Origin of the sequence: Cyanobium sp. ATX 6A2 (assembly GCF_024346355.1) — a bacterium.
Taxonomy (GTDB): Bacteria; Cyanobacteriota; Cyanobacteriia; order PCC-6307; family Cyanobiaceae; genus NIES-981.
In genome coordinates, this window is the sequence record NZ_JAGQCU010000002.1 from 14,999 (window position 1) to 35,114 (window position 20,116).

Annotated in this window: 22 protein-coding genes; 14 read left to right on the forward strand and 8 right to left on the reverse strand. The window is 70.4% G+C overall.

Features of this window, described 5'->3' with window-relative positions:
• Positions 1-7: 7 nt before the first annotated feature.
• The 3 genes from KBY96_RS02675 (at position 8) to KBY96_RS02685 (ending at position 3,803) form a co-directional block, all read left to right on the forward strand.
• Positions 8-1,480, forward strand: a complete 1,473-nt coding sequence (locus KBY96_RS02675; RefSeq protein WP_254977678.1) for a chloride channel protein — start codon at positions 8-10, stop codon at positions 1,478-1,480.
• A gap of 165 nt (positions 1,481-1,645) precedes the next feature.
• Positions 1,646-2,080 carry a hypothetical protein gene (locus KBY96_RS02680; RefSeq protein WP_254977679.1) on the forward strand — a complete coding sequence of 145 codons (435 nt, stop codon included), beginning with the start codon at positions 1,646-1,648 and terminating at the stop codon, positions 2,078-2,080.
• A gap of 118 nt (positions 2,081-2,198) precedes the next feature.
• Positions 2,199-3,803, forward strand: coding sequence for a radical SAM protein (locus tag KBY96_RS02685; RefSeq protein ID WP_254977890.1), 1,605 nt, complete (start codon positions 2,199-2,201; stop codon positions 3,801-3,803).
• Between the two features lie 3 nt (positions 3,804-3,806).
• On the opposite strand, the gene purU is transcribed toward KBY96_RS02685, so the two are convergent.
• Positions 3,807-4,703 carry a formyltetrahydrofolate deformylase gene (gene purU / locus KBY96_RS02690; RefSeq protein ID WP_254977680.1) on the reverse strand — a complete coding sequence of 299 codons (897 nt, stop codon included), beginning with the start codon at positions 4,701-4,703 and terminating at the stop codon, positions 3,807-3,809.
• Positions 4,704-4,725: 22 nt separating this feature from the next.
• Positions 4,726-4,986 carry a sulfiredoxin gene (locus KBY96_RS02695; RefSeq protein WP_254977681.1) on the reverse strand — a complete coding sequence of 87 codons (261 nt, stop codon included), beginning with the start codon at positions 4,984-4,986 and terminating at the stop codon, positions 4,726-4,728.
• 129 nt (positions 4,987-5,115) lie between these two features.
• Between KBY96_RS02695 and psbQ the strand changes: the two genes are divergently transcribed.
• Together psbQ and KBY96_RS02705 are read left to right on the forward strand one after the other, a co-directional pair.
• A complete protein-coding gene (psbQ, locus tag KBY96_RS02700; RefSeq protein ID WP_396122231.1) occupies positions 5,116-5,637 on the forward strand; it encodes a photosystem II protein PsbQ in 522 nt (173 codons plus the stop codon).
• 50 nt (positions 5,638-5,687) lie between these two features.
• On the forward strand, positions 5,688-6,785 hold the full coding sequence (locus KBY96_RS02705) for an FAD-binding oxidoreductase (protein WP_254977682.1): 1,098 nt from the start codon (positions 5,688-5,690) through the stop codon (positions 6,783-6,785).
• Positions 6,786-6,845: 60 nt separating this feature from the next.
• Here KBY96_RS02705 and dnaK read toward each other — a convergent pair whose 3' ends face one another.
• Positions 6,846-8,762, reverse strand: coding sequence for a molecular chaperone DnaK (gene dnaK, locus KBY96_RS02710; protein ID WP_254977683.1), 1,917 nt, complete (start codon positions 8,760-8,762; stop codon positions 6,846-6,848).
• Between the two features lie 135 nt (positions 8,763-8,897).
• Here dnaK and KBY96_RS02715 point away from each other — a divergent pair, with 135 nt between their 5' ends.
• The 4 genes from KBY96_RS02715 to KBY96_RS02730 all read left to right on the forward strand — a co-directional run bounded on the left by KBY96_RS02715 (position 8,898) and on the right by KBY96_RS02730 (position 11,273).
• Positions 8,898-9,785: a shikimate dehydrogenase gene (locus KBY96_RS02715; RefSeq protein WP_254977684.1), complete on the forward strand. Its 888-nt coding sequence runs from the start codon at positions 8,898-8,900 to the stop codon at positions 9,783-9,785.
• Between the two features lie 47 nt (positions 9,786-9,832).
• Complete coding sequence (locus KBY96_RS02720; RefSeq protein WP_254977685.1) at positions 9,833-10,300, forward strand: Tic20 family protein; 468 nt, start codon at positions 9,833-9,835, stop codon at positions 10,298-10,300.
• Positions 10,301-10,417: 117 nt separating this feature from the next.
• Positions 10,418-10,780, forward strand: coding sequence for a 30S ribosomal protein S6 (gene rpsF / locus KBY96_RS02725; protein ID WP_254977686.1), 363 nt, complete (start codon positions 10,418-10,420; stop codon positions 10,778-10,780).
• A 142-nt stretch (positions 10,781-10,922) separates the two neighbouring features.
• Positions 10,923-11,273: a hypothetical protein gene (locus KBY96_RS02730; protein WP_254977687.1), complete on the forward strand. Its 351-nt coding sequence runs from the start codon at positions 10,923-10,925 to the stop codon at positions 11,271-11,273.
• Positions 11,274-11,294: 21 nt separating this feature from the next.
• Here the strand turns inward: KBY96_RS02730 and KBY96_RS02735 are convergent, their stop codons facing one another.
• Positions 11,295-12,500, reverse strand: coding sequence for an argininosuccinate synthase (locus KBY96_RS02735; RefSeq protein ID WP_254977688.1), 1,206 nt, complete (start codon positions 12,498-12,500; stop codon positions 11,295-11,297).
• Between the two features lie 17 nt (positions 12,501-12,517).
• Positions 12,518-12,817 (reverse strand): hypothetical protein, encoded by a 300-nt coding sequence (locus KBY96_RS02740; RefSeq protein ID WP_254977689.1) that lies wholly within the window; start codon positions 12,815-12,817, stop codon positions 12,518-12,520.
• 128 nt (positions 12,818-12,945) lie between these two features.
• On the opposite strand from KBY96_RS02740, the gene KBY96_RS02745 reads away from it, so the two are divergent.
• The 3 genes from KBY96_RS02745 (at position 12,946) to KBY96_RS02755 (ending at position 14,662) form a co-directional block, all read left to right on the forward strand.
• Positions 12,946-13,221 carry a DUF3134 domain-containing protein gene (locus tag KBY96_RS02745; protein WP_254977690.1) on the forward strand — a complete coding sequence of 92 codons (276 nt, stop codon included), beginning with the start codon at positions 12,946-12,948 and terminating at the stop codon, positions 13,219-13,221.
• A gap of 6 nt (positions 13,222-13,227) precedes the next feature.
• Positions 13,228-14,334 (forward strand): phospho-N-acetylmuramoyl-pentapeptide-transferase, encoded by a 1,107-nt coding sequence (gene mraY / locus KBY96_RS02750; protein ID WP_254977691.1) that lies wholly within the window; start codon positions 13,228-13,230, stop codon positions 14,332-14,334.
• Between the two features lie 70 nt (positions 14,335-14,404).
• A complete protein-coding gene (locus tag KBY96_RS02755; protein ID WP_254977692.1) occupies positions 14,405-14,662 on the forward strand; it encodes a hypothetical protein in 258 nt (85 codons plus the stop codon).
• A 2-nt stretch (positions 14,663-14,664) separates the two neighbouring features.
• On the opposite strand, the gene KBY96_RS02760 is transcribed toward KBY96_RS02755, so the two are convergent.
• Positions 14,665-14,835, reverse strand: a complete 171-nt coding sequence (locus KBY96_RS02760; protein ID WP_254977693.1) for a cytochrome B6 — start codon at positions 14,833-14,835, stop codon at positions 14,665-14,667.
• Positions 14,836-14,997: 162 nt separating this feature from the next.
• Here KBY96_RS02760 and purT point away from each other — a divergent pair, with 162 nt between their 5' ends.
• Complete coding sequence (gene purT, locus KBY96_RS02765; protein WP_254977694.1) at positions 14,998-16,179, forward strand: formate-dependent phosphoribosylglycinamide formyltransferase; 1,182 nt, start codon at positions 14,998-15,000, stop codon at positions 16,177-16,179.
• A gap of 121 nt (positions 16,180-16,300) precedes the next feature.
• Positions 16,301-17,239, forward strand: a complete 939-nt coding sequence (locus KBY96_RS02770) for an LCP family protein (RefSeq protein ID WP_254977695.1) — start codon at positions 16,301-16,303, stop codon at positions 17,237-17,239.
• A 25-nt stretch (positions 17,240-17,264) separates the two neighbouring features.
• Here KBY96_RS02770 and KBY96_RS02775 read toward each other — a convergent pair whose 3' ends face one another.
• Positions 17,265-19,466, reverse strand: a complete 2,202-nt coding sequence (locus KBY96_RS02775; protein WP_254977696.1) for an HAD family hydrolase — start codon at positions 19,464-19,466, stop codon at positions 17,265-17,267.
• Between the two features lie 59 nt (positions 19,467-19,525).
• Positions 19,526-20,032 (reverse strand): hypothetical protein, encoded by a 507-nt coding sequence (locus KBY96_RS02780; RefSeq protein ID WP_254977697.1) that lies wholly within the window; start codon positions 20,030-20,032, stop codon positions 19,526-19,528.
• Positions 20,033-20,116: the final 84 nt, after the last annotated feature.

The window sequence follows — 20,116 nt, forward strand, 5'->3', positions numbered from 1 at the left end:
GCCGGGAGTGATCAGCAAGGCCGGCGCCTCAACCCGGCACGACGAATGGCTGCAACTGCGGGCCATTCGTCAGCTGCTCGAGCAGCGCGGTGTGGTGGTGGTGCTGGGCCTGGCGCTCACGGGCCTGGCAGTGGCCAGCACCGTGCTGCTGTTCACCCTCGGCATCGACGCCCTGGGCAGCTGGCGCATCCGCAGCCTGGAGCGGGCCCCGCACTGGCTGGTGCTCCCCGGCATCGGCGCCGGCGGCGGCCTGCTCGCCGGTCTGCTGATCCAGACCCTGGCGCCGGCGGCGTCGGGGGCCGGCATCACCCAGGTGATGCTGTTTCTGCGCAAGCGGGGAGTGCCGATCGGCCTGCGCATCGCCGTGGTGAAGCTGGTGGCCGGCATCCTGGCCATCGGCAGCGGCTTTCCCCTCGGCCCCTCCGGCCCCGCCATCCAGATGGGCAGCTCCATGGGCTGGAGCCTGGGACGGCTGCTCAAGGCGCCGCGGCCGTTCGTGCGCCTGCTGGTGGCCGCCGGCGGGGGCGCCGGCATCACCGCCGTGTTCAGCGCCCCGATCGCCGGCTTCTTCTACACGCTGGAGGCGCTGCTGCGCGGCGGCCGGCCGGTGGTGATGCTGATCGTGCTGACGCTCACCTTCTGGACCGACATCTGGGCCGATCTGCTGGGGCTGGCCGGCCTGGGGGTGGACAGCACCCGGCTGATCGTGAGCGGCGAACTGCAGCTCAAGCGCACGATCTTCGTGTACGTGCAGGTACTGCCCATTGATCTGATCCTGCTGTTCGGCCTGGGCGGGCTTGTGGCCCTGGTGGGCGAGGCCTACTGCCGCTTTCTGCTCAGCCTGCAGCGGCTCAGCAACCGCTGGCGCAGTTCCCTGGCCCTGAAGCTCTGCGTTGCCGGCGCCCTGCTGGGCCTGATGGATGCCTTCCTGCCGGAGATCTTCATCAACAACGCCGGCGTGCGCCTGGCGGTGGCCAGCGGTGAGGTGGACGTGACCATGGCCATCAGCGTCACCGTGGTGCTGTTCATCACCACCGCCCTGGCCGCGGCGGTGGGAGCGCCGGGGGGCCTGTTCGCGCCCATGCTCAGCCTCGGCGGCGCCCTCGGGCTGGTGGCGGTGCAACTGGTGGAGCTGGTGGGCATCCAGGCCCCCAACACCGCCGTGTTCGCCGGTATGGGGGCCTTTCTCACCGCCACCGCCCGCACACCGATCACGGCCCTGTTCCTGGTGTTCGCCCTGAGCAAGCAGTGGCTGCTGCTCAAGCCGGTGCTCAGTGCCTGCCTGGGCAGCATCCTGGTGGCGCGGCTGCTGGCCAGCGAGTCGCTGTTCGAGCGGCTGATCGAACTGGCGCCTCCGGGCCACCAGGGCTGGGCGGGCGAGCCCCCCACGCCCACGCCAGCGCCCAGCTCGGTGCCGCTGCGGCCCCGGCTCGGCGAGGCTGCCGGCCGGCGGGCCGGCCCCGGGGGAAGCCCCTCCTGAAGTGGAGCCGGGCCTGGTTTCCAGCCCCGGCGCACTGCGGTTTTTTTCAACGCCCCCCTATTCGACTCGACGCCCCTCTGTTACGAAGCCACTTTGTCGTGAAGCGATCGGGACTGGCCACTGTGACCATGACTACCGCAATTCACCCTTGAGCCGGAGGCATCCATGGCTGCACTTCAACAGGCACGACGGCGGGCGGGCCGGCTGATTACGGCCGGCCTGGCCCTGACGGTGGCCGGAGGCCTCACCCTCAGCGGCTGCGCCCAGATGGGCCAGCGGGTTGACGACGCCGCCACAACCACGACCCAGGCCGCCCTCACTCCCACCGTCAATCCGGTGCTGGATCTGCTGCGTCAGGGCCAGAGCCAGGCGGAGGCGGGCAACCTCACCGGGGCCGTGGCCTCGATGAGCGGGTTCCAGACGCTCTGGTCCAACGCGGCGCCGATCATCCGTCCCGTTGCCGGTGACAAGTGGCCGGCGATCGAGGCGGCGGCGAACACGGTGCTCGAGACCTTCGGCGCCGAGAAGCCCACGCTGGATGAGGCCGGGAGCGCCATCGGCGGCCTTCTGGGCCCGCTCTCCGCCCTGGTCGGCCAGTAGGCCCCCAACCCGGCAGCCGGGTGAGACGCTGGAGGGACAGCCGTCCCCTCCCACTCCCCTGAACCAGGAAACCCTGCTGTTTGAGCCGGCCCAGCCCCAGGCCGGGGCGCTGCGGACTGTGCTGGCCTTCCCCAGCACCTACTCGGTGGGGATCACCAGCCTGGGCTATCAGGTGGTGTGGGCCACGCTCGCCCAGCGGGCCGACGTGGATGTGCGGCGCCTGTTCACCGACCAGGGCGATCCGCCGCACCGTGACTGCGACCTGTTCGGGCTGTCGCTGAGCTGGGAACTGGACGGCCCGGTGCTGCTGGATCTGCTCGAGCAGCAGCGCATTCCGATCTGGACCCACGAGCGCGGCGACGCCGACCCGATCGTATTCGGCGGCGGCCCGGTGCTCACCGCCAACCCCGAGCCCCTGGCGCCCTTTTTTGATGTGGTGCTGCTGGGCGATGGCGAGCTGCTGCTGCCCGCCTTCATCGATGCCCTGCAGGCAGGCCGCGGCGCCCCCCGCGCCGAGCGCCTGGGCCAGCTGGCCCAGCTGCCAGGGGTCTACGTGCCCAGCCTCTATGCCCCCCGCTACGACGCCGATGGCGGACTGCTCGGCGTTGAACCCAGCGAGTCCGGCATCCCGGCCACCGTGGCCAAGCAGACCTGGCGCGGCAACACCCTCAGCCACTCGGCGGTGATCACCCCGGATGCGGCCTGGCCCTCAATCCACATGGTGGAGGTGGCGCGCAGCTGTCCGGAGCTGTGCCGCTTCTGCCTGGCCAGCTATCTCACCCTGCCGTTTCGCACCCCTTCGCTCGACGACGGCCTGATCCCGGCGGTGGACAAGGGCCTCACCGCCACCCACCGCCTGGGTCTGCTGGGGGCCTCGGTGACCCAGCACCCCCAGTTCGCCGACCTGCTGGCCTGGCTGGATCAGGATCGCTTCGACGGCACTCGCGTCAGCGTGAGCTCCGTGCGGGCCGCCACGGTGACCCCCGAGCTGGGCCGGATCCTGGCCAAGCGGGGCAGCAAATCGCTCACGATCGCCATCGAGAGCGGCAGCGAGCGCATGCGCCAGGTGGTGAACAAGAAGCTCGCCACCGAAGAGATCTACGCCGCCGCCCGCTACGCCAAGGAGGGAGGCCTCACGGGCCTGAAGCTCTACGGCATGGTGGGCCTGCCCACGGAAGAGGAGGCCGATGTGGAGGCCACCGCCGCGCTCCTGCTGGCCCTCAAGAAGGCCACCCCCGGCCTGCGGCTGAGCCTGGGCGTGAGCACCTTCGTGCCCAAGGCCCACACGCCGTTCCAGTGGCAGGGGGTGCGCCCCGAGGCCGACAAGCGCCTCAAGCTTCTGGCCAAGCGCCTCAAGCCCAAGGGCATCGAGCTGCGCCCCGAGAGCTACGGCTGGAGCGTGATCCAGGCCCTGCTGTCGCGCAGCGACCGACGCCTGGCCCCGGTGATCGCCGCCGCCCGCGGCCGCCACGAGAGCCTGGGGGGCTGGAAACAGGCCTACCGCGCCGTGCTGGCGGGCGAGCACGATCCCGCACCGTCCCGCACCGCGGACACTCCTCTGCCGCCGCCCCCCCCCCCCTGGGAGGAGGTGGTCCACGCCACCTGGAGCGGCGAGCGGGTGCTGCCCTGGCGGCACCTGGAGGGAGGCTTGCCGGAGAGCACGCTGCTCCGGCACCGGCAGGAGGCCCTGGCGGCGGATCAAACCGGGGCGGCCCTGGGCTGAGCCTCAATCAAACACCGCCGTGCGGCCGCGATACACCATCACCTGCCGGCGCAGGTGCAGGCGCAGGGCCCGGGCCAGGGCCAGGCGCTCGGTATCACGGCCCTTGCGGATCAGGTCTTCGACCTCGTCGCGGTGGCTCACGTGCACGGTGGCCTGCTCGATGATCGGCCCGGCGTCGAGCTCCTCGGTCACGTAGTGGGCCGTGGCGCCGATCAGTTTCACCCCCCGCTCCCAGGCGCGGTGGTAGGGCTGGGCTCCCTGGAAGGCAGGCAGGAACGAGTGGTGGATGTTGATCACCGCGTGGCCCGAGGCGCCGGCGGTGCCCCTGCCGCGGCCGGCAACGTGAAAACGCTCGAGGAAATCGCCGCTCAGCACCTGCATGTATTTGGCCAGCACCACCAGCTCGATGCCGTGCTCAGCCAGCAGCCGCAGCTGCTCGGCTTCCACCTCCGCCTTGGTGCCGGGACTCACCGGCAGATGCGCGTAGGTGGCCCCGAAATCCTCGGCGGTGGCCTGCAGCTGTGGATGGTTCGACACCACCAGCGGCACGGTCATCGGCAGCTCGCCGGCGCGGGTGCGCCAGAGCAGGTCCACCAGGCAGTGATCCTGGCGGCTCACGAAGATCGCCACCCGCGGCAGCTCGTCGGAGAAATGCACCTGGCCCTCACCGCCGAGGCGCTCGGCCAGGGCGGTCACGGCCGGGGCGATGGCCGCCCGCGGCAGCCCGAAGTGCTCCAGCTGCCATTCGATGCGGCTGAGGAAGAGGCCGGCACCGGCGTCGGTGTGGTGATCGGCGTGACGGATGTTGCCACCATTGGCCGCCACCCAGCCCGACAGTTCGCTCACCAGGGCGGGGCGATCCGGGCAGATCACCTGGAGGATGGCAGTGGCAGGCGGCATCGCAGCAGGGGCCGGCAGGGACTCAGAGCATGTGCATGCGTAGCACCTGACGGTTGGCGCGCCGCACCCGGGCGCGGATCGTGGTGAGGCCGAGACGCTCATGGGCTGCCACCCGGTGGCAGCCGTTGAAGCCCCACAGTTCCCCCTCCACCTCCAGCACGTCGATGGGCTCCTTCTGGCCCTCGGCGGCGATGGCCTCCATCAGGTCACGCACCTTGGCCTCATCGAGGACGCGCTCCAGGGGCCGGCGGATGGCAGCCAGGGGCAGCACAGCTTCCCGCATCCATCCATCGCATCCTCATACCGTTTTAAGGCCGCACGGCGGAAGAGGTTGCGAGCGGCGACAACCGCGGCAACCGGGCCCCGGAGCACCGATACAGTCAGCCCCTGCCACTGCCGCTGCGCCCCGCCGATGGCCCCTGCCCAGGTCTTCACGCCGCTGCCTTCCACGCAGCTCTCCACCCTGCTGCAGCAGCTGCGCCGGCTGCTGTCCGTCGCCCTGGCGGCAGTGCTCTGCTTCAGCCTCGCCGCCTGCGGCGGCGCCAAGGCCCAGCCACCCACCCTGAGCGCCGAGGACATCACCTACATCGAACGGCAGGCCGAGGGCTTCCTGGCCGCCCGTGATCGCCTGCCCGAGCTGGCCGATCTGGTGAACCAGCGCGACTGGACCTTCACCCGCAACCTCATCCACGGCCCGATGCAGGAAGTGGGCCGTCACATGCTGTACATCAACCGCCGCCTGCTGCCAGACGACCAGGCGGAAGCCACGCGGCTGGCCGATCAGCTCAAGCGCTCCCTGGCCCAGCTCGATGAGGCCGCTCGCCTGCAGGACGCCGACGCCCTGCGCAAGACCTACATCTCGGTGGCCAGCGGCTTCGGCAAGTACGCGCAGATCCTGCCCGCCCAGGTGCAGGAAGACCTCAAGCAGATCTGAGCCACCGGCTTGCGCTGACGCCAGGCGAGCCGGGCAAGCCGGCTGACCCGGTGCTCGTGCTGGGGGCAGGCCTGGTGGGACTGGCCAGCGCCTGGCTGCTCCAGCGCCGCGGCCATCCCGTGGTGCTGGTGGATCCCGCAATCGATGGGCCGCCACCAGCCGGCGGCGGCAGCTGGGCCGCCCTCGGGGTGCTGATGGCCCAGGTGTTCCATCGTTCCAGCGGCCGGGGCTGGCGGCTGCGCCAGCGCAGCCACGCCCTCTGGCCCCAGTGGCTTGACGCCCTCGAGGCCGAGGGCCATGCCGTGGCCCGGCGTGCGGGACTGCTGCTGCTGGCCTCCGGTGATGCCGAGCTGGCCCGCCAGCAGCGGCTCGCCGCCGAGCGCCAGCGCCGCGGTGTGTCCCTCGGCCTGTGGTCACCCGAGCGGCTGCGGGAACTGCGGCCCCAGCTGCCGGCCGCCGCCCTGGGGGGCCTGCATTCCCCGGGTGATGGCCAGCTCGATCCGGGCCAGGCCATGGCCGCCCTGCTGGCCAGCGCCCGCGCCGGGGGGCTCACCTGCCTGCCTGAAGCCGCCAGCCGGCTGGAGCGCACCGGGCAGGGGGCTGGCGGGGGTTGGCGCCTGATCGGCAGCGCCGGCAGCAGCGTGGAAGCGCCCTGGCTGGTGCTCTGCACCGGAGTGGCCACGGCAGCGCTGCTGGAAAGCCTGGGTCACAGCCTGCCCATGGAACCGGTGCTGGGTCAGGCGCTCGAGCTGGAGCTCAACGGCCAGCCCGCCTGGAGCGCCCCGGACAGCGGCTGGCCCGGCGCGGTGGCGTGGCGCGGCATCAACCTGGTGCCGCGGCCCGACCTGCCCGGTGGGCGGCGGCTCTGGCTGGGGGCGACCCTCGAACCCGGTTGCCGGCCCAACCCCGAAGCCCTGAGCGATCTGCGCGGCTGGGGAGAGGCGGGGCTCGACTGGCTCGGCAGCGCCACCGTGACCCGTCACTGGCAGGGCCAGCGCTGCCGGCCCTGCCAGCAGCCCGCCCCGGTGCTGGAGGTGCTGGAGCCCGGCCTGGTGGTGGCCAGCGGCCACTACCGCAACGGTGTGCTGCTCGCACCGGCCACGGCGGAATGGGTGGCCAGCCGAATCACGACCGGTGTCGGAGCATGAAAAAAGCCCCCGGACGGGGGCTGGGGAGCAGCAAGGGCTCGGGGCTCAGGCGCTGGCGGCTTACTTGCTCTCGGTGAATTCGGCGTCGATCACATCGTCGCTACCGGCTCCACCGGCCGCCTCGGCCCCGGAGCCGCTGCCGCCGGGGGCTCCGGCAGCGGCGGCATCGGCACCGGCCGCCTGCTGGTACACGGCGGCACCGGCGGCATAGAGGGCCTGCTGGAGGGTTTCCAGTTCGCTCTTGATGGTGTCGAAGTCTTCCTTCTGCAGGGCCTCCTTGAGCTTGGCGCTGGAGGTCTCCACCTTGGCCTTGTCCTCTGCGCCCACCTTGTCACCCAGTTCGCCGAGCTGCTTCTCAGACTGGTAGATGAGGGTCTCGGCCTGGTTCTTGAGGTCGATGCGCTCGCGCTTCTCCTTGTCGGCGGCAGCGTTGCTCTCGGCGTCCTTGACCATCTTGTCCACCTCGTTTTCGCTGAGGGTGGAGGCACCGGTGATGGAGATGCTCTGCTCCTTGCCGCTGCCCTTGTCCTTGGCGGTCACGCTGAGGATGCCGTTGGCGTCGATGTCGAAGGTCACTTCGATCTGGGGCACGCCGCGGGGAGCCGGGGGGATGCCATCGAGGCGGAAGGTACCCAGCGACTTGTTGTCGCTGGCCATCTCGCGCTCACCCTGGAGCACGTGGATCTCCACGTTGGTCTGGCCATCCACCGCGGTGGAATACACCTCCGTTTTCTTGGTGGGGACGGTGGTGTTGCGGGTGATCATCTTGGTCATCACGCCGCCCAGGGTCTCCACCCCCAGCGACAGCGGCGTGACGTCCAGAAGCAGGATGTCCTTCACCTCGCCGGCGAGCACGCCGCCCTGGATGGCGGCGCCCACGGCCACCACTTCATCGGGGTTCACGGTCTGGTTGGGGTCCTTGCCGGTGATGCGCTTCACCAGCTCCAGCACCGCCGGGATACGGGTGGAGCCACCCACCATCACCACTTCATCGAGCTCGGCGGAGGCGAGCTTGGCGTCCTTGAGGGCCTGCTCCACCGGCACGCGGCAGCGGTCGATCAGGCTGGAGGCGAGCTCTTCGAACTTGGCCCGGGTGAGGGTGAGATCCAGGTGCTTCGGACCCTCGGGAGTGGCCGTGATGAAGGGCAGGTTGATCTCGCTCTGGGTGGCGCTGGAGAGCTCGATCTTGGCCTTCTCGGCGGCCTCGGTGAGGCGCTGCAGAGCCTGCTTGTCCTGACGCAGATCGATGCCCTCGTTGGCCTTGAAGCTGTCGGCCAGATGGTCGACGATCACCTTGTCGAAGTCGTCACCGCCCAGGTGGGTGTCGCCGGAGGTGGAGAGCACCTCGAACACGCCGTCGCCCACCTCCAGCACCGACACGTCGAAGGTGCCGCCACCGAGGTCAAACACCAGGATGCGCTCGTTGCTCTTTTTATCCAGGCCGTAGGCCAGGGCCGCGGCGGTGGGCTCGTTGATGATCCGCAGCACCTCGAGGCCAGCGATCTTGCCGGCGTCCTTGGTGGCCTGGCGCTGGGAGTCGTTGAAGTAGGCAGGCACGGTGATCACCGCCTGGGTCACCGTTTCACCGAGGTACTTGCCGGCGTCTTCGGCCAGCTTGCGCAGCACCTGGGCGCTCACCTCCTCGGGGGCGAACTGCTTGCCGAGCACCGGGCACTTCACCTTGACATTGGCACCGGATTTCTCCACCCCATAGCTCACTTCCTTCGACTCCTCGTTCACCTCATCCACCCGGCGGCCGATGAAGCGCTTCACGGAATAGAAGGTGTTCTCCGTGTTCATCACCGCCTGACGCTTGGCGATCTGCCCCACCAGCTGATCCTGGTTCTTGGTGTAGGCCACCACCGAGGGGGTCGTGCGGAACCCTTCGGCGTTGGCGATCACCGTGGGCTTGCCGCCCTCCATCACGGCCACGCAGCTGTTCGTGGTGCCGAGATCGATGCCAACAACCTTGCCCATGGATTCCGTCCTCTCTTGGTTAACCGAAGATTTGATGTGTGCATCCTCAGCAGCGAGGCCCTTCCAGGGCGAGGTGTGGTTCCCGAACAGCTGCCGTACCGAGACCTACGGTTCAGCCGTCAGCGCCGCGCCGCCATGGGTTCGCCGATCACCGCCACCACGGCCCTGGTGGGGGTGCTGGGGGATCCGGTGCGCCATTCGCTCTCGCCGGTGATGCACAACGCAGCCCTGGCCGCTCTCGATCTCAACTGGGTGTATGTGGCCCTGCCAACCCCGGCCGGGCAGCTGGCGGTGGTGGTGGAGGGGCTGGCGGCCGTGGGCTGCCGGGGCCTCAACGTGACCCTCCCCCACAAGCAGTCGGTGGCGACGCTGTGCCGGGAGCTGAGTCCCCTGGCCGCCCGGCTGGGGGCGGTGAACACCCTGGTGCCCCATGCCGATGGCGGCTGGCTGGGCACCAACACCGATGTGGAGGGCTTCCTCGCCCCCCTGCGCCGTGGCGGCCCGGAAAGCTGGAGCGAGCGGCGAGCGGTGGTGCTGGGCTGCGGTGGCAGCGCCCGCGCCGTGGTGGCGGGCCTGGCGGAGCTGGGTGTGGGGGCCATTGCCGTGAGCGCACGCCGCAGCGAGGCCGTGGCGGCATTCGTGGCCGGCTGCCGCGGCTGGGCGCCACAGCTGCGCGGGCTGGACTGGTCGCAGCTCGATGGCGCCCTGGCCGGGGCCGCCCTGCTGGTGAACACCACCCCGGTGGGCATGGCCGCCGCCGGCGATCCGGAAGCCGCCGCGCACTGCCCGCTGAGCCCCCGCCAGCTCGATGCCCTGCCGGCCGGTGCCACGGTGTACGACCTCATCTACACGCCGCGGCCCACGGCGCTGCTGCGGGCCGCGGGCGAGCGGGGCTGCCGCAGCCTCGACGGCCTGGAGATGCTGGTGCAGCAGGGGGCCGCGGCCCTGCGCCTGTGGAGTGGCTGCAGCGCGGTGCCTGTGGCCGCCATGCGCGCCGCCGCGGCGGCGGCCCTGGCCGGCTGAGGGCGGCCGCTGCCCTCACTAGCCTGACCGCAGTGACTGCCGCAGCGATGCAAGGCCCTCCGATCTGGCAACGCCTGCTGGCTGCCCTCGCCTACCTGCTGCCCTGGAGCGATGCCCTGGGCTTCGGCCGCAGCCTGTTCGGCCTGTTCCCGGCCCTGCAATGGCTGAGCCTGCCGGCGCTGCCGCTGCTGCTGCTGCAACAGGCGGTGCCCTTCGGGGGCTTCGTGCTGTTCCTGGTGCTGTTCCTGGCGGTGGTGCGCAACAACCGGGTGCCCTACCTGATCCGCTTCAACGTGCTGCAGGCGATCCTCATCGACATCCTGCTCATCCTGCTCACCCTGGCCTTCAGCGTATTGCTGGCCCCACTGGCCGGCGGCTTCGCCGTGCGCACCCTCAGCAACACCGTGTTCCTGGCGGCCCTGCTGCTGGTGAGCTTCGGGGTGGTGCAGAGCCTGCGCGGTCAGGAGGCCGATATTCCCAGCCTCTCCCAGGCCGTGCGCATGCAGCTCAACTGAGAGCTGGGTGGGCGTGCTGCCGGTGCTGGTTGCCGGTGGAAGCTGCCGGCGCTGGGATAAGTTGGTCGATCCGTCGCTGATGGGCCTTGCCCCCATCGGCCCCTCCCCCAGGCGACCATGACGCAGTCTTATTACGAAACCATGTACATCCTTCGTCCGGACATCCCGGAGGAGGAGGTGGAGAGTCATATCACCCGTTACCGCGACCTGGTGATCGAGGCAGGTGGCGAGGTGCTCGACTGCCAGATGCGGGGCAAGCGCCGCCTGGCCTACCAGATCGCCAAGCACCGGGAAGGCATCTACGTGCAGCTCAACCACGACGGCGACGGCCAGCAGGTGGCACCCCTGGAGCGAGCGATGCGGCTGTCGGAGGATGTGATCCGCTATCTCACGGTCAAGCAGGAGGGCCCGATGCCCCCTCCCCGCAGCGTGCCCGCCGGGGTGAGCGAAGCCGGCGAGGTCGAGCGGCAGCCGGCCTGAGTTGTGCTGACCGGAGGCTGCCCCTAGGGTCGAGCCCATGGCACCGGATCCGTCCCCGTCCGCTGGACCCGAGTCCGGCGCCATTCCTCCCCCGCCGCAATGGTGGGATGGTGCCCCGGGTGGGGCTGACGCTTCCGATTCGGTGTTCTCCCCCCATCAGCAGACCTGGAAACGGGAATCACTGCAGCGGGAACTGGCGGCCTGCCGGGAAGAACTGGCCGCGATGCGGACCCTGCTCGACGACCTGCCTCAGATTTTTGAAAGCAAGTTCGAGACCCGCCTGCAGCCGCTGCTGGAGCAGAAACAGCGCCTGCTCGAGGGCAACCAGGGGCTGCGCCAGCAGCTCAGCCAGCTCCAACCCAGCGATGCGCTGATTGCCGGCCAGCTGATGCCTGCGGCTGATCCGCCGGCGTCGCCATCCAGCCGCCGCCGCCAGGCCTGGGGCCGCAGCCTGCGCCATGCCTTCGGGCTCGGCGGCAGGCAGACCGACTGACGACGGCCTGCCTGCCGCGGCTCACTGACGTTGGCTGGCGGCCCACAGCCGCGTGGGCAGCCCCCACACGTAGATGAATCCTTCGGCGGCACGGTGATCAAACTGATCACCGGCGTCGTACGTGGCCATGTGCGGCATGTAGAGGCTGTTGCTGACGCTGCTGCGACCCACCACCGTGGCGTTGCCCTTGTGCAGCTTGATGCGCACCGTGCCGTTCACCGCCCCCTGAGTGCGGTCGATGAAGCCGTCGATGGCGTCCTTGAGGGCACCGAACCAGAGCCCCTGATACACCAGATCGGCCCACTGCATCTCCAGCTGGCGCTTGGCGCGCAGCACGTCGGCGCCCAGGGTGAGACTCTCGAGTTCCTGGTGCGCCTTGATCAGCAGGAGCAGGCCGGGGGTTTCGTAGATCTCGCGGCTCTTGATGCCCACCACCCGGTCTTCGATCATGTCCAGCCGGCCGAAGCCATGGCTGCCGGCGAGCGCGTTGGCGTGGCGGATCAGGCTCACCGGATCGAGCCGCTCGCCATCGAGGCTCACCGGGTTGCCGCCCTCGAAGCCGATCTCCACCACCTGGGGCTGCTGCGGGGCCGCGTCCACGCTCACGGTGAGGGCGAACACCTCCTCCGGCGGCTCCACGTCGGGATCCTCCAGGGGGCCGGCCTCGATCGAGCGGCCCAGCAGGTTGAGGTCGATCGAGTAGGGAGATGCCTTGCTCACCGGCGAGGGGATGCCACAGCGCTCGCCGTAGGCGATCGTTTCCTCCCGGCTCATGCCCCACTCCCGCGCCGGGGTGAGCACCTTCAGATCCGGTGCCAGAGCGCCGATGGCCACGTCGAAGCGCACCTGGTCGTTGCCCTTGCCGGTGCAGCCGTGGGCCACGGCGTCGGCGCCCAGCTCCCGGGCGATCTCCACAAGCCGGCGGGCGATCAGGGGCCGGGCCAGGGCGGTGCTGAGCGGGTAGCGGCCCTGGTACAGGGCGTTGGCGCGAATCGCCGGGAAGGCGAAGTCACGGATGAAGGGCTCGACCAGATCGCCCACCAGCGACTGGCTGGCGCCGGCATCGAGGGCCTTGCGCCGGATCGGCTCCAGCTCATCGCCCTGGCCCAGGTCGGCCGCGAAGGTGATCACCTCATCCACCCCCCATTCCTGGATCAGATAGGGGATACAGACGCTGGTGTCGACCCCGCCGGAATAGGCCAGCACGGCCTTCTTGGCACGCCCCATCAACACAGTCCTTGTGCTCAATCGCCCGATTCTCCCCTGTCAGCGGCGCCGGGGTCCGGCTCCAGGCGCCAGCTGGCCGTCAGCCAGAGGGCCATCAGCAGCGGTGGGCCCAGCACCAGGGCCCACACCAGCCGGCCAGTGGGCACCAGGGGAGCAGGCCAGTGCTGGCCCGCGGCCGCGAGCCCGGCGCTGAGGGCCAGGGCCAGGGCCCACAGGCGCAGCACCGTGCCCACAGCGCCGACGGCGGGCTGGGTCGGCGGCTCCGGCGGGGAAGCGGGTGGGGAGGCGGGCGGTGGCGGGGAGAGCGGCTCGGGCATGGGGGCGCTTGGAGCTGGGGGCTTGGTGGTTAGATTGATCGGTCGCGGTGGGGCTGTTCAGCACGCCAGGCCACCAGGGCCACGCCAGCGGAGCCCACCACCCACAAGCCTGACGAACCCCGGACCGCATGAGCAAGCTCTCCGCCTCCAGCATCAGCCGCCTGGAGAGCGTCAATCCCTCCCTCACCCGCTACGACCGCGACGAGCTGGCCCCGGTGCTGCCGCTGCGCGATGAGCCCGATCTGCTCAGCTGGCTGGAGAGCAGCGGCCGCCTGGTGGCCGAAGAGGAAAGTGCCAGCACCGATGTGAGCACCGTGGAGGAGGAGGAGCTCTCGGCGCTGATGGGCGAGAAGGAGGACTACAACAAGGACGACGAGCAGCAGGACGAAGCCTGGGAAGACTGAGCGGTGGTGCGGGCAGCGGAAGGCAGGGAAGCCCAGGCCCCGCCACGGGACGCACGCCTGGCGGCCGGGTTGCTGACCCTGGCGCTTCTGGCGGCGTGCGGGCTGAGCGACTGGCTGGTGGCCAACTCGATGCTCACCCTGCCCCTGCTGGTGGCGGGGCTGGTGAGCGCTGGCGTCACAGCCTGGGGCGTGCCGCGGCTGCGACAGCTCAAGCTCGGCCAGGTGATCCGCGAGGAGGGCCCCCAGGCCCACCACAGCAAGGCCGGCACGCCCACCATGGGGGGGCTGCTGGTGGTGCCGGTCGGTGTGATCGTGGGCGGCCTGGTGAGTCCGGCTGATCCGCGCCTGCTGGCGGTGGCGACCGTCACCCTGGCCTTCATGGCCGTGGGCGCAGTGGACGACTGGCGCAGCCTCACCCGCCGCACCAACACCGGCCTGACGCCGCGGGGCAAGCTCCTGCTGCAGGCCGGCGCCGCCCTGCTGTTTCTGATCGGGGCGGCCAGCGGCGGCTGGCTGGGGGGGGCCAGCCCGGGCGATGTGGTCCTGCCCCTCGGCTGGATCCTGCCCCTGGGTCTGCTGATCTGGCCCCTGGGCCTGTTCGTGTTCCTGGCCGAGAGCAACGCCACCAACCTCACCGACGGCCTGGACGGCCTGGCGGCCGGCTGCGGCGCCGTGGTGTTCACCGGCATGGGGTTGCAGCTGATGCTGCGCGGCCACGAGGGCGACCCGGCCCTGGCGGCCTTCTGCACCGCCATGGCCGGCTGCTGGCTTGGGTTTCTGGCCCACAACCGCAACCCGGCCCGCCTGTTCATGGGCGACACGGGCTCGCTGGCGATGGGGGCGGCGCTGAGCGCGGTGGCCCTGCTCTCCAACAGCCTCTGGCCGCTGCTGGTGATGGGCGGGGTGTTTCTGGCCGAATCGCTGTCGGTGATCGTGCAGGTGTGGGTGTTCAAGGCCACCAAGGGGGCCGACGGTGTCGGACGCCGGGTGTTGCGCATGGCGCCCCTGCACCACCACCTGGAACTGGGGGGCCTGCCGGAGATCCAGGTGGTGAACCGCTTCTGGATCACCAGCCTGCTACTGGTACTCCTGGGCCTGGTGCTGCTGCCCTGATCCCGGCATCGACGCTGGTCAGGAATCCAGCCCCGCGCGCACTCCCACCACCTCGCCTTCACACCGCCCCATGGCCCATTTCACCTGGAGGGAAACCGGCCTCACCTCCGACTGCGCCAGCCTGGAGGCGATGGCGGCCCGCTTCGAGGAGGCGGCGGCGCTGATGCGCCGGATGGCCGGCGAGGGGTTTCAGCTCGAGCGCTGCAGCGCTGGCCAGCGCATCACTCACCCGGATCCGGCGGTGTTCGAGGCCTACGGGTTTGTGAGCGAAGAGCCGCCGGTGCGCCAGCTCACCCTGCTCAGTTCCGACGACGACTCCTCACCCTGAGCTCAGCGGCTGCGCACGTAGCCCACCACCCACACCACCACGAACACCAGCGACGACAGACCCAGGTAGAGCAGCACGTAGGTCTGCAGGGTGCTGATGTCGAGGCCGAAGGGCAAGCCCGCGGCCGCATCGCTGGCGGTGCTCAGGGCCAGCACCGGCGACGGCGACGGCAACGGCAGTTCCCCTGTCAATGGCAGGCCCTGTGTCAGTGGCAGGCCCTGATCATGGAGGCCCGGATCCAAGAGCCCTGGCATCGACGGTGTGGCGCCTCGACCCTCTCTAGCAGGCTGTGACGGAGCTGCGGGAGGATCTCCGCTGCCGTAACGCCGTTCGCCATGCCAGCCGTCTTTCCCCGCACCCTGATGCTGCTGGGCAGCGGTGAACTGGGCAAGGAGGTGGCGATCGCCGCCCAGCGGCTGGGCTGCCGGGTGATCGCTGTCGATCGCTACGCGGGCGCTCCGGCGATGCAGGTGGCTGACGCCTGGGAGGTGATCGCCATGACCGATGCCGACGCCCTCAAGGCGGTGGTGCGCCGGCACCGACCCGATCTGGTGATCCCCGAGATCGAAGCCCTGGCGGTGGACGCCCTGGCGGAGCTGGAAGCCGAAGGCATCACCGTGATCCCCACCGCCCGGGCCACGGCGGTGACCATGAACCGCGATCGCATCCGCGATCTGGCCGCCAGGGAGCTGGGGCTGCGCACCGCCCGCTTCGCCTACGCCGAAAGCGCCGCGGAGCTGGCGGCCGCGGCCGCGCCCCTGGGCTGGCCGGTGGTGGTGAAACCGGTGATGAGCTCCTCGGGCAAGGGCCAGAGCGTGGTGCGGGAGCCCGAAGGGATCGCCGCTGCCTGGGAGGCGGCGATGGCCGGGGCCCGAGGAGCCGGAACGCGGGTGATCGTGGAGGAATTCCTGCGCTTCGAGCTGGAGATCACCCTGCTCACCGTGAAGCAGTGGCAAGCGCCCACCCTGTTCTGCCCGCCGATCGGCCACATCCAGGAGCGCGGCGACTACCAGTGCAGCTGGCAGCCGGCCGCCATCGGCGCCACCCAACTGGCGCAGGCCCAGGCCATGGCCCGGGCGGTCACCGACAACCTGGGTGGAGCGGGCCTGTTCGGGGTGGAGTTCTTTCTGTGCGGTGCTCCGGGGGCCGAGGAGGTGGTGTTCTCCGAGCTCTCGCCCCGCCCCCACGACACCGGCCTGGTGACCCTGATGGGTCAGAACCTGAGCGAGTTCGAGCTGCACCTGCGGGCGGTGCTGGGGCTGCCGATTCCCCGCATCGAGAGCAGGGGGCCGGCGGCCAGCCGCGTGATCCTGGCCGAGCGGGCAGCCGATCAGGTGGCCTTCACGGGAGTGGCCGAGGCCCTCAGCGAGCCCGACACCGAGGTGCTGCTGTTCGGCAAGCCCGACGCCCGGCCCAACCGGCGCCTGGGGGTGGCCCTGGCCCGGGGCGCCAGCGAGGCCGAAGCCCGCCGCCGCGCCGATGCTGCCGCCGGCCAGATCCGGGTAGTGGCCACCTGACCCCTGGCCGGGCAGGCTTTCGCCTCTTAAGGTGCGCCCACCAGGGGTGGGCATGGGCCAGCAGCAGCAGCCAAAACGAGCTCCTTCCGGCGCCCGGGTCAGGGGCCGCCGCCTCACGCTGGTGCCGTTCGCCATGGGCCTGGCGCTGGGCTACGGCCTCTCGGGCCCCCTGCCGGGCCTTGTGAATGGAGCGGTGGCGGCCCTGAAGGGCGGCTCCGACTACCTCTCGGACACCATCAGTCCGCTGGCCGGCCAGTCGATCCTCGTGATGGGGATCGACAAGGTGGGCGACAACACCGATGTGATCTTCACGGTGGAGATCGGGGACGGCACCACCCGGGTGACCCAGGTGCCGCGGGACACCTACGTGGAATCTGAGCACTACGGCGTGCTCAAGGCCAATGCCCTCTACGCCTTCGGCGGCATGGACGGCGCCCGCCGAGAACTGAGCGGCCTGCTGGACGATCCCATCCAGCGTTACTTGCTGGTGAATCTCAGGTCTGTGCAGCGTGTGGCCGACGCCCTGGGGGGCGTGGAGGTGGATGTGCCCCGGCGCCTGTACTACGTGGATACCGCCCAGGGCCTGTACATCGACCTCTATCCCGGCCTCCAGGTGCTCAGGGGTGAGGACCTGGAGGGATTTCTGCGCTTCCGCAACGACCCCGAAGGCGATCTGGGCCGCATGGAACGCCAGCGGATGGTGCTCGATCAGGTGTTCAGCAAACTGGCGCAGCCCGCCATGCTCACCCGGCTGCCGGAGCTGCTGAAGATCGCCGGGGAAGACATCCAGACCAACCTCACCGCCCTGGAGTTCAGCCAGCTGCTGACGGCCATGGCCAGCACCGACCTGGTGGCCGACCAACTGCCGGGGCGTCTGTACTGGTACAACGACCTCAGCTTCTGGATGCCCGACAGCAACCCCGATTACGGCCGCACTCCCGAGCAGCTCGCTGCCGAGGACGACGGCGGACGGGAGCCGGAGCCCTGGGACGATCAGCCCGGCTGGGCCGGGGAGAGCGGCCTTGAAGCCCAGGGCCAGCCCATCTACCGCCTCTACTGACCACAGGCGCTAAGGATTAGCTGGGCTAAGCACCACGCCGAACGAAGCGGTGGTGATCCAGCCCCTCGAGCAGCCCCCAGGCCTGGGGGCGGGTGGAGAAGAACACCCGGCGGTGTCCGCGCAGCCGATCCAGTGACCGGTCATGGTCCAGCGGCACCACGCCCAGGGACAGCCCGCGCAGCAGATCCCCATCCCCCTGCTGGCTGGCCTCCACCAGGAGGGCATGGAGCGGCAGCCGCCAGCGCAGTGCCAGGTAGCGCAGCGCCTCGGTCTTGGAGGCCGTCAGCGGCAGCACGTCCAGAAAGCAGTGATGGAAGAGGTGCGGGCGCGCCATCAGCGCGCGGCTGCGCAGGGTCTGGCGCACCAGGGGCAGGATTCCCTGGTCGGCCTCGCTGAGCATGTAGCTCACCTTGAAAGGCCCCTGATCAGGGTCGCTCTGGCGGCGCAGGCGCGGCTCCAGCGCCGCCATCGCCGCCTCCACCCCAGCCCGGTCCCAATCCCGGGCGATGTGCTCCTGCCAGCGGCGGTCCACCCCACAGGCCGCCTCGGCGCCGTAGTGAATCTCCGTGCCGGCTCCGCTGATCCACACGCATGGGCGCGGCAGGTGCAGGGCGTCGTAGGCGATCCTGGCCGGATCAAAGCCGCGGCCAGACACCACAGCAATGCCCAGCCGAGGGTCGCTGCCCAAGCGGCGGCGCAACTCCACCAGGCTGGGCTCGTCGGCGGCGGCCAGGCTTGCGTCCAGGTCGAGCGCCAGCAGCCGCTGCGGGGCTGGGGGGAACGCCGGTTCGCCGCCGGGTTCAGCGGTGCCGCCGACGGACGGGCGCGCCACGGCCCGCTGATACCAGAGGGGGGGCAGCTGCCCTGCCGCCTCCCGGGTGGCGGGCACCGCCTCAGCCAGATAGTGGCTGACATGCGCATCCCAGCTGTAGTAGCGGCTCACGGCCTCGATGCCGTTGTCGCGCCAGCGGCGCCAGCGCTCGGGCTGGGCCAGGGCGTCCTCCACCGACGTCTGCAGGGCGTCGAGATCGGACACGTCCACCAGCAGACCGTTGTGGCAGCGGCCGAGAATCTCCCGGGGTCCGCCGTCGTCGGTGGCCACCGCCGGCAGGCCACTGGCGGCGGCCTCCAGCAGGGTGAGGCCGAAGGGCTCGGTGAGCGCCGGGTTCACGAACACGCCGCCGAGGCGCGCCGCCCAGCGGTAGATCTCCGGAATCTGGTGGCGCCGATGTTGCTTCGGATAGGCGATCTGGCCGTAGAGATCAAAGCGATCCACCAGCTCGAACACCTGCTGGAACACCTCCCGCTGCTGGCGGTCGAGCTGACGGGGATCATCGCGGCAGCCGAGCACCAGCACCAGGTTGTGGTGGCGGCGCAGGTGCTCGGAGCGGCCGAACACCTCCACCAGCGCGGGGATGTTCTTGCGGTAGTCGGCCCGGCAGATGGCCAGCACCGGCGGCTGGGACGGATCGCGCAGAAACGGGGCCATCAGCTCCTGCACGGCCAACTCCCGCTCCCCGGCCCGGGGCGCAAAGAACTGAAGACAGTCGACGCCGGGGGGGATCACCCGGGCCCGGTCGGCACGAAAGCGGCCATAGCGGGCATATTGCTGCTCGCATTCCTGGCGCGTGCTGGTCACCACCAGCTGGGCATGGGCCAGGGCCAGTTCCTCGGCGTCGATGCGCTGGGCCATGGCGTACTGGGCATCGATCTGGCCAGCCTCCAGGCCAGCGGCCAGCAGGCGGCGGCGCTTCTCGCGGCCGAGGGAATGGCCGGTGAACACCAGCGGGATCCCCAGCCGGCGCTGCAGCAGGGCACCCACGTAGCCGGCGTCGGCGTAGTGCGCGTGGATCCAGTCCGGCAGGCGGGGCTGGGTCGACAACCGCTCGGCAAGGGCGTCGGCCAGCTCGTCGAGATGGGGCCAGAGCAGCTCCTTGCGCAGGTAGCGGGGCGGCCCGAAGGGCAGGCGCAGGATCGTGGCGCCGGGAGCGATGCGCTCCTCGGCCCAGGTGTAGTCGCCCGACAGGCGCCGGTCGCGAATCAGCCGGGTGACCACCTCCACCCGCTCCACCTCGGGGCGGGCCGCCAGGGCTCGGGCCAGTTCCAGCACATAGGTGGTCTGGCCGCCGGTGTCGGGATCACGGCCGAGCTCCAGATCACGGGATCGGAACAGGCCGTGCAGGTGGAGGTGGAGGATGGAAAAACCGGGCTGGGCGGTGCTGTCCATGGCCTCGGGATCAACACAACCTGGATTTGTCCTAGCCCGGAAATGGTGCTGCGTCCCGTTCAGCAGTTGCCGAACAGGGCGGCCTCCAGGTCGCGGAAGCAGCGGTAGGCGTCGGCGCAGTCGAGGCCGCTGACGGCGATGGCCACGGTCTGGCGCAGGGGATTGCAGGTCACACTCAGCGACACCGGCAGGTCGCGGTGATCCACGTGATACGTGGCACTGCGGCCGCCGTCGCCGTAGTGGGTTTCCGGATCCCGGCTGAATCCCTGGGCCCGGCTGAGCCGGGTGATGCCGTCCAGCGACGCCGTCAGATCGGCACTGGTGTGGATGGCGGCGGTGTGCACGTAGGGGCCGGGTTCCACTGCCGCCAACGGCTCCAACACCAGCAGATCAGCCAGCCGGCGCAGCCTGGGCAGCAGCCCGCCACCCACGGTGGCAGGCGCGGAGGTGGGGGGCTGCTCGGGCGAGGCCACCGGCAGCTGGGGGACCAGCAGCTGGGGGAGTAAGGCCGTGGGACGCAGTGCGGGCCGAGGGGCTGGTGGGCGGGCTGGAGAATCGGTGGGCATCGGGAGCTGGAGTCAGGCGGAGCCGTGACGACGTCCTGCCCAGACCTTAAGCGCCAACACCAGCGGTGGAGTGCTCATTGTGAG

Bases quoted from the DNA above. Each gene is read 5' to 3' on its own strand.
- KBY96_RS02680 (WP_254977679.1), top strand. From the start codon at position 1,646: ATGGCTGCACTTCAACAGGCACGACGGCGGGCGGGCCGGCTGATTACG.
- purU (WP_254977680.1), bottom strand. From the start codon at position 4,703: ATGCCGCCTGCCACTGCCATCCTCCAGGTGATCTGCCCGGATCGCCCC.
- KBY96_RS02695 (WP_254977681.1), bottom strand. From the start codon at position 4,986: ATGCGGGAAGCTGTGCTGCCCCTGGCTGCCATCCGCCGGCCCCTGGAG.
- psbQ (WP_396122231.1), top strand. From the start codon at position 5,116: ATGGCCCCTGCCCAGGTCTTCACGCCGCTGCCTTCCACGCAGCTCTCC.
- dnaK (WP_254977683.1), bottom strand. From the start codon at position 8,762: ATGGGCAAGGTTGTTGGCATCGATCTCGGCACCACGAACAGCTGCGTG.
- KBY96_RS02715 (WP_254977684.1), top strand. From the start codon at position 8,898: ATGGGTTCGCCGATCACCGCCACCACGGCCCTGGTGGGGGTGCTGGGG.
- KBY96_RS02720 (WP_254977685.1), top strand. From the start codon at position 9,833: ATGCAAGGCCCTCCGATCTGGCAACGCCTGCTGGCTGCCCTCGCCTAC.
- rpsF (WP_254977686.1), top strand. From the start codon at position 10,418: ATGACGCAGTCTTATTACGAAACCATGTACATCCTTCGTCCGGACATC.
- KBY96_RS02735 (WP_254977688.1), bottom strand. From the start codon at position 12,500: ATGGGGCGTGCCAAGAAGGCCGTGCTGGCCTATTCCGGCGGGGTCGAC.
- KBY96_RS02740 (WP_254977689.1), bottom strand. From the start codon at position 12,817: ATGCCCGAGCCGCTCTCCCCGCCACCGCCCGCCTCCCCACCCGCTTCC.
- KBY96_RS02745 (WP_254977690.1), top strand. From the start codon at position 12,946: ATGAGCAAGCTCTCCGCCTCCAGCATCAGCCGCCTGGAGAGCGTCAAT.
- KBY96_RS02755 (WP_254977692.1), top strand. From the start codon at position 14,405: ATGGCCCATTTCACCTGGAGGGAAACCGGCCTCACCTCCGACTGCGCC.
- purT (WP_254977694.1), top strand. From the start codon at position 14,998: ATGCCAGCCGTCTTTCCCCGCACCCTGATGCTGCTGGGCAGCGGTGAA.
- KBY96_RS02775 (WP_254977696.1), bottom strand. From the start codon at position 19,466: ATGGACAGCACCGCCCAGCCCGGTTTTTCCATCCTCCACCTCCACCTG.
- KBY96_RS02780 (WP_254977697.1), bottom strand. From the start codon at position 20,032: ATGCCCACCGATTCTCCAGCCCGCCCACCAGCCCCTCGGCCCGCACTG.